Below are 7072 nucleotides of genomic sequence, written 5' to 3' on the forward strand. Positions count from 1 at the left end.
GGCTTTGCGGCCTGCGTCGCCCGGCCCATTTCCGCCACCACAACGACCGACGCCCCGCCGCCCGACGTTCCCGTCCACCGCCCCGCTCGCCCCGTCGGGGAGGGTCCGGGAGGGGGTCACCCCCTCCCGGCCGCCGGAGGCATTAAAAAAATCCCGCCTCCAGGGGCGGATTGACCAGATACGCCGCTCCCTCTGCCGCCCTCGCCCCCGCCTCGGCCGCGTCTCCTCCTCCCCGTGCCGGGGCCAGGCGGACCTTGCGGCCTTCGACGCGCAGCCGGCCGGCGGCCAGCCAGGCCAGGGCCTGGGGGTAGATGCGGTGTTCCATGGCCAGGATGCGCGCGGCGAGGCTGGCCGCGTCGTCGTCGGGCAGGGCCGGCACGGCGGCCTGGATGACGATGGGGCCGTTGTCCATCTTCTCGTCCACGAAATGCACGGTCGCGCCGGCGATGGTCACGCCGTAGGCGGCCGCGTCGGCCTGGCCGCGGATACCGGGGAAGCTCGGCAGGAGCGCCGGGTGGATGTTGAGGATGCGTTCGCGGAAGGCGGCGATGAATTCGGGGGCGAGCAGGCGCATGAAGCCGGCCAGGACCACGGCCCGGGCTCCGCTTTCCCGCACGGCGGCGAGGAGCGCCGCGTCGAAGGCGGCCCGGTCCGGAAAGTCGCCGTGGGGCAGGACACGGGCGGGGAGGCCGTGCTTCCGTGCCCGGTCCAGGGCCAGGGCGTCGGCCTTGTTGGACACCACGGCCGTGATGCGGGCGTCGATGCGGCCCGCCTCGATATGTTCGATGATCGATTGCAGGTTCGAGCCCGTCCCCGAGACGAGGACGGCGACCGGCAGCGTCACTTCGCGTCTCCGCTTGCCAGGGCGTCGGCCACGAGGGCCTCGGCCAGGGCCGGCACGGTGTAGGCCTCGGCCACGACGTCGGGGGCGAGGCCGTATTCGCCGAGGGTCTTGGCCGTGATCGGCCCGATGCAGGCCGTCTTGACCTTGTGTTCCTTGAGGAGTTCGGGCGTGATCCTGGCGAAGAAGTTCTTCACCGTGGAGGAGCTGGTAAAGGTCACGTAGCGGATCTCGCCGGATTTGACGGCCTCGACGATCTCGGCCGGGTCCTGGTCGACCGGGCGAGTGTCGTAGACCGGCAGCACGTCGACGTCGGCTCCGGCTTCGGCCAGCTTTTCCGGGAGCACTTCCCGGGCCTCGCGGGCGCGGGGGATGAGCACCTTGGCTCCGGCCACGCCCCGGACGAGCAGGCCTTCGACCACGGATTCGGCCACGAAGCGCTCGGGCAGGAAATCGGGCCGGATGCCGCGCGCCGCCAGGGCCTCGGCCGTGGCCGGGCCGATGGCCGCCACCTGGATGCCGGCGAAGGCGCGCGCGTCCAGGGCCAGGGCGTCGATCTCGTCGAAAAAGCATTTGACGCCGTTGACCGAGGTGAAGACCACCCAGTCGTAGTTGTAAAGCCGCCCCAGGGCCTCGCGCACCGGGGTGGCGTCGGCCAGGGGCACAATCTCGATGGCCGGGAATTCGTAGCAGCAGGCCCCCTGCTCGGCCAGCAGGCGCACCAGGTCGCTCGCCTGTTCGCGGCTTCTGGTCACGACCACGCCCTTGCCGAGCAGCGGCCGCTTCTCGTACCAGGACAACGTCTCGCGCAGGGAGACCACGCCGCCGACGACGAAGAGCGACGGCGGGGCGAAGCCGTGTCTGGCCGCCTCCTCGGGCATGGTGGCCAGCGTGGCCACCAGGCTCTTGTGGCGGCAGGTGGTGCCCCAGCGCACCAGCGCGGCCGGAGTGTCCCCGGGCATGCCGGCGGCTATGAGGTTTTCCGTGATGTGGGGGAGGTTTTTGACCCCCATGAAAAAGACCAGGGTGGAGCCCGAGGTGGCGAAAGCCTTCCAGTTGAGGGAGCTTTCGGCCTTGGTCGGGTCCTCGTGGCCGGTGATGAACGACACCGAGGAGCAAAACGACCGGTGGGTGATGGGGATGCCGGCGTAGGCCGGGGCGGCCACGGCCGAGGTGACGCCGGGCACCACCTCGAAGGGGCAGCCGGCGGCCACGAGCTCCTCGGCCTCCTCGCCGCCGCGCCCGAACACGAAGGGGTCGCCGCCCTTGAGCCGGGCCACGGTCTTGCCCGAGGCGGCCATGGCCACGAGCAGCTCGTTTATCTTGTCCTGGGGCAGGGTGTGGTCGCCGCCCTTCTTGCCGACGTAATAGATTTCCGCGTCGGGGCGGGCGAAATCGAGGAAGGCCTTGTTGGCCAGGTAGTCGTAGACCACGACGTCGGCCCGGGAGAGGATTTCCTTGGCGCGCAGGGTGAGCAGCCCCGGGTCGCCGGGCCCGGCCCCGAGAAGATAGACTTTGGACATGGAATCGCCTTTGGCTGGAGTAACGAAGCCGCGAAGACCGCGACATAGCGGGGAACGGCCCGTCTTTCAAGGGGGCCGGCCCGGCCGGGGGACCGGGGGAGGCCCCGGCCCGGTGCACGAAGATACGCCGGAGACCGGCTAGGGGCCGTCGTGCCAGTCCTTCTGCGCCCCACACAGGCACAGGTTGGTCGCCAAGTCGAGGACGCAGTCGCTGGCCAGATGCCCGGCGGAGGACACCAGCATGGCGGCGCGGCCCTGGTCCGGCACCATGCCGTTGTCGAAGAGGTAGTTTATGACCACGCGCTTGTTGCCGCCTTCCAGGGGCGTGACGGACTCCACCCGCGCCTCGTAGAGGCCGAGGCTGTGGCAGCGTTGCCAGACCTTGGAGAAAAGGGTCAGATAGCGGGCTTCCGCGCCGCCGGTGGCCCTGGTGCAGCCAAGGCCCGCCGCGACGAGGGCGGCGCCCACGAGCAGGGAGGCAAGCATCGACTTTCGCATGGAGGCTCCAACGTGTTTTCGGGGAAAATACATGGATTCGCCAAAACGGCAAGCCCGCCCGGGAGTCCTGGCGGCTTTGACTTACGCCCGCGAACGTTGCAAAACGACTTCGTTTGCCAGGAGGACCGCCGTGTCGCCGCGCCTTTTCACGCGCTTCTTGCCGCTGTTTCTATTGTGCTGCGCCCTGGGCGCGCCCGCCCTGGCCCAGGAGGACTACCGCGCCGTGCTGGCCGATCAGGCGGGCGTCTTTCCCGGCGCGGAGTTCAAGAAGATCTTCCGGTTTCCCAAGGCCACGGTGGTGACCTTCGAGACCGGCGAGCCGCCGGCGGCCATCAGCGCCTTCTACAAGAAAGACATGACCGCCCGGGGCTGGACAGTGGAAGTGGACGACGTGAACGATACGGCTTCGTATCTGCTTTTGACCAAAAAGGGCCGACGTTGCATCGTGGAGGCCCAACGGGGGCTGCCGGGCCGCACCGGCTTCAGCCTGAGCCTCTAACCCGCCCCCGATCCCGGATGCCGCACTGATGCTTGCGCGCCTTTTTTCCGCGACGGCCCCCACGGGGCCACGTTCCTAGGCCACGCCCATGCCAAGCGCCACACCGTCCAAGCTCGCGGGGAGCATCCGCCGCCTGCCCCGCCTCGTCGCCCTGGCCGCCGTCTGCGGCGCGCTGCTGGTGTTCGTCCTGCCCTACGCCGCCCGGCAGGTGATCGGCGCGCAACGCCTCAAGGCCGTGGCCGAGCAGACCCTCACCGACGCCCTGGGCCGCCGCGTGACCATCGACGGCGAGGTGTCGGTCATGTTCGCGCCCTGGTTCGGCCTGGTCATGGGACCGGTGTCCGTGGCCGAGGGGCCGGAATTCGGCGACGGCCCCATGCTCTCGGCCCGCCGCCTGGAAATGACCATCCGCATGCTGCCGCTGGCCGCCCGGGTGGTGTCGCCGGGCTCGGTGCGGGTGCGCGATCTGGCCGTGCACCTGCGCCGCGACGCATCCGGCCGCGGCAACTGGGAGGACCTCGCCGCCCCGCGCACGGCTGCGGCCGCCGAGGCCCCGGGCTGGGAGATTGCCCCGGAACCCCGCGACATCCTGGTGGAAAACGCCTCCGTGGACTACCGCGACGCGACTACGGGTCGGGCCATGTCCGTGCGCGACGTGACGCTCAAGACCGGCCAAGGCCAGCCCTTCTCCTTTTCCCTGGCCTTCAAGGCCGACGGGTTCCTGCCCGGCGGCTCCCTGGAATGCCACGCCGGGGGCAAAGCCTCCCTGGACCCGGCCAGCGGCGCGTTCACCCTGGAAAAGACCCTGGTGGAAACCGACCTCGTCCTGGACCGGCCCCTGGTGGCCGGCGGGGCCTCGCCCACGCGCGTGGTGGCCCGCCTGGCCGCCGCCTACGACCCGGCCACGGGCCAACTTTCCCTGACCGGCCTCGACGCCCGGCTCCCCGGCGCGCGCCTGACCGGCTCGGCCCTGGCGGTCGCGCCGGCCGGCATTCCCAAGGTCCGCGCCGCCCTGGGCCTGGACCTGGACATGCACGGCTCCTGGCGCGACATCCTGGGGCTCGTTCCGGCCGAGGGGCCGGACAGCCTCGTGGCCGCGCCGCCGACCACGCCCCGCGAGCCGGCCCCGGCCGCCGCCGAGGACGCCATGTTCTCGGCCGAGGTCCCGTCGCCCGGGCCGGGCCGGGCCTCGCTCTCCCTCAACCTCTCGGCCGAGCCGGGGCTTTTTTCCGTGGACGGCCTGACCCTGTCCCTGCCCAAGGGCCGCATCGTGGGCGCGGGCCGGTTGGTCCCGGGCGCGCCGGCCTCCCTGGACGCCAGCCTTCGGGCCGAGGACGTGGATTTCGACGCCCTGCCCCGGCCCGCCGGCCGGACCACCTGGCCCTGGCCCCTGCCCTGGCCCACGGACGGCGCGGCCGACGCCCGGCTGGAGCTGCGCCGCTGCAAGATCGGCGGGCTGACCGTGTCCGACGGCCACGTCACCGCCCGGGCCCAGGACGGCATCCTGCGCCTGGCCCCGGCCTCCTTCGCCCTGCCCGGCGGCATCGTCTCCCTGGACGCCCGGTTCGACGCCGGCCTGCCCCCGGCCTCGGGCGCAAAGACCCCGCCCGAGAGCCTGGGCGTGGACGTCCGGGCCACTATCCAGCCCTTTTCCGGGGAGGCCGGACCCGTCGCCCAGCCGAGCCAGGCACGGCTCCTGGGACGGCTTCGCGCCGAAGGGGCCAAGGGCAACCTCTCGGCCCAGAGCCCGGACCCGGCCCGGGCCCTGGCCGTGCTCGGCCTGGCCGAGGCGGTCCCGTCCGGCGGCCCCCTGGAAGCCAAAAGCGCCTTCAGCCTGACCCCGGGCATCAATCGCCTGGCGGCCAAGGCTTCGCTCACGGGCCTCGAAGGCAAGCTCGCCGGCGCGACCCTGCGCGGACACGTCTCCTACGACGCCGACGCGCCCGTGCCCGTGGATTTCGATCTGGCCCTGGACAGCCTGGACCCGGACCGCCTGTCCGGCATGGCCGGGCTGGCCGGCGGCGCGACGGAACCGGCCGGCGCGGCCGGTTCCGCGCCCAAGGCCGAGGGCAAGCTGCGCCTGGATCGCCTGTCCGGCCGAGGCCTCGACGCCCGCAACCTGGCCCTGAACCTGACCCTGGACGGCCGCCGCCTGGACGGGGCCGTGACCGGCGGGGAGCTTTTCGGCGGCAAGGTGTCCGGCAAGTTCGAGGCCGAGGCCTCGGGCCGGGCCACGGGCAGCCTGCAACTTTCCGGGGCCGAGGCCAGACGCCTGCCGGGCCTGGCCGGATCGGGCCTTTCCGGCGCGGTCACGGCCAAGGCCTCCCTCGAGGCGGCCGCCCCGGCCAAGGGCCATCCGGCGGCCGTTTCCGCCGTCATCGAGGCCGACGCGCCCCAGCTTGCGCTCGGATCCGGGGGCAAGGCCCAACCCCTGTCCGGGGCCAAGGCCACGCTCACGGTCAAAGGTCGACGGGCTGCCGGCGAGGGCTTCGAGGGCGACGCCAATCTCGTCCTCGGCCTGGCTTCGGGCTTCGGCCTGCGCGAGGCGCGCCTGGCCGCCGCCGGCCCCCTGAACCTGGACGCCTCGGGAAAATGGCACGACCTTGCGCCGCTCAAGGTCGAAGCCTCGGGGGTGCTGCGGGCATCGGAAACGGGCAAGGCCGTCAAGGCCAGCCTGGCCGGGCAGGTCGCGCCCGACGGCGCGGGCGGCTTTTCCGCCTCGGACCTGCGCCTGGACGCCGGCGGCCTGGCGGCCACGCTCAAGCTGGCCAAAAAGGGCGGCGAAGCCGGGCCGGTGAGCTTTTCTCTGGAGACGGGGAACCTGGCCCCGCGCAGGATCCTCGCCGACTGGGGCCTGGCCCCGCCCGAGGGGCTGGCCGCCGACAAGCTGGCCAGGGCCTCCCTGGCCCTTTCCGGCACGGCCACGGCCGAAGCCTGCGACATCAAGCGCCTGAGCCTTTCCGTGGACGACGTGAACGTCACAGGTGGGGGGCAGCTGGCCGGCTTCGACCCCAAGCGCGGCAAATGGGACCTGCGCGTGGACCGGCTGGACTGGGACGCCTACTTCCCCCGGCCGCCGGCGGCCGGGCCGCCGCCCCTGTCCGAGCTGCGAAAGCCCCTGGACCTGCGCCTCGTGCGCGAGCTGGCCCTGGACGCCCACATCGCCTTCGGCTGGCTCAAGAAAGGCAACGTGACCTTCGACGCCTCCTCGGTCACGGCCAGCGCCAAGGGCGGCCAGTTCACCTACCGCCAGGAATCGCCCCGCTTCTACGGCGGCCGCTTCTTCGCCGAAATACGCGGCGACGCCAGGGACACGGCGCTCAAGACCCTCGTCGAACTCAAGCTCGAAAGCATCGAGATCGCGCGCTTCCTCTGGGACTGGGCCGAGGGCAACACGCTCGACTCCGGCGCGGCCACCTTCATCCTGGCCGCGCGCACCAGCGGCGAGAACGAGCAGGAGCTGCGCGGCAACCTGGCCGGCAACGCCAGCCTGCAGATCACCCGCGGCAACCTCAAAGTGCGCGAGCCCGCCTCCAAGCCCGGGGCCGAGCCCACCTACGAGCGCATCCCCTTCGACGTCTTCTCCTCGTCCTGGTTCTCCAAGGGCGGGGTGGCCCACTCCGACGACTTCCGCATCGAAAGCCCGCGCATGCGCGTGGCCGGCAAGGGCTTCGTGGACCTGCGCGACGAGTCCATCAACCTGTCGCTTTC

At 71.9% G+C, this 7072-nt stretch carries 5 protein-coding genes; 2 read left to right on the forward strand and 3 right to left on the reverse strand.

What is annotated here, in order from left to right; all coding sequences use genetic code 11:
- Nucleotides 1-142: 142 nt before the first annotated feature.
- From purN to Q1K70_RS18065, 3 genes are all read right to left on the reverse strand, one after another.
- Nucleotides 143-844 (reverse strand): phosphoribosylglycinamide formyltransferase, encoded by a 702-nt coding sequence (purN, locus tag Q1K70_RS18055; RefSeq protein ID WP_300162639.1) that lies wholly within the window; start codon nucleotides 842-844, stop codon nucleotides 143-145.
- Nucleotides 841-2364, reverse strand: coding sequence for a uroporphyrinogen-III C-methyltransferase (gene cobA / locus Q1K70_RS18060; RefSeq protein ID WP_300162642.1), 1524 nt, complete (start codon nucleotides 2362-2364; stop codon nucleotides 841-843). The genes purN and cobA overlap by 4 nt, the downstream gene beginning before the upstream one ends.
- A 138-nt stretch (nucleotides 2365-2502) precedes the next feature.
- A complete protein-coding gene (locus Q1K70_RS18065) occupies nucleotides 2503-2862 on the reverse strand; it encodes a hypothetical protein (RefSeq protein ID WP_300162645.1) in 360 nt (119 codons plus the stop codon).
- A gap of 130 nt (nucleotides 2863-2992) precedes the next feature.
- Here Q1K70_RS18065 and Q1K70_RS18070 point away from each other — a divergent pair, with 130 nt between their 5' ends.
- Complete coding sequence (locus Q1K70_RS18070; protein WP_300162648.1) at nucleotides 2993-3361, forward strand: hypothetical protein; 369 nt, start codon at nucleotides 2993-2995, stop codon at nucleotides 3359-3361.
- An 88-nt stretch (nucleotides 3362-3449) separates the two neighbouring features.
- The coding region (locus Q1K70_RS18075) for an AsmA family protein (protein ID WP_300162651.1) at nucleotides 3450-7072 on the forward strand (3623 nt) is incomplete at its 3' end.

The organism is Solidesulfovibrio sp. (genome assembly GCF_029978005.1).
Taxonomy (GTDB): domain Bacteria; phylum Desulfobacterota; class Desulfovibrionia; order Desulfovibrionales; family Desulfovibrionaceae; genus Solidesulfovibrio.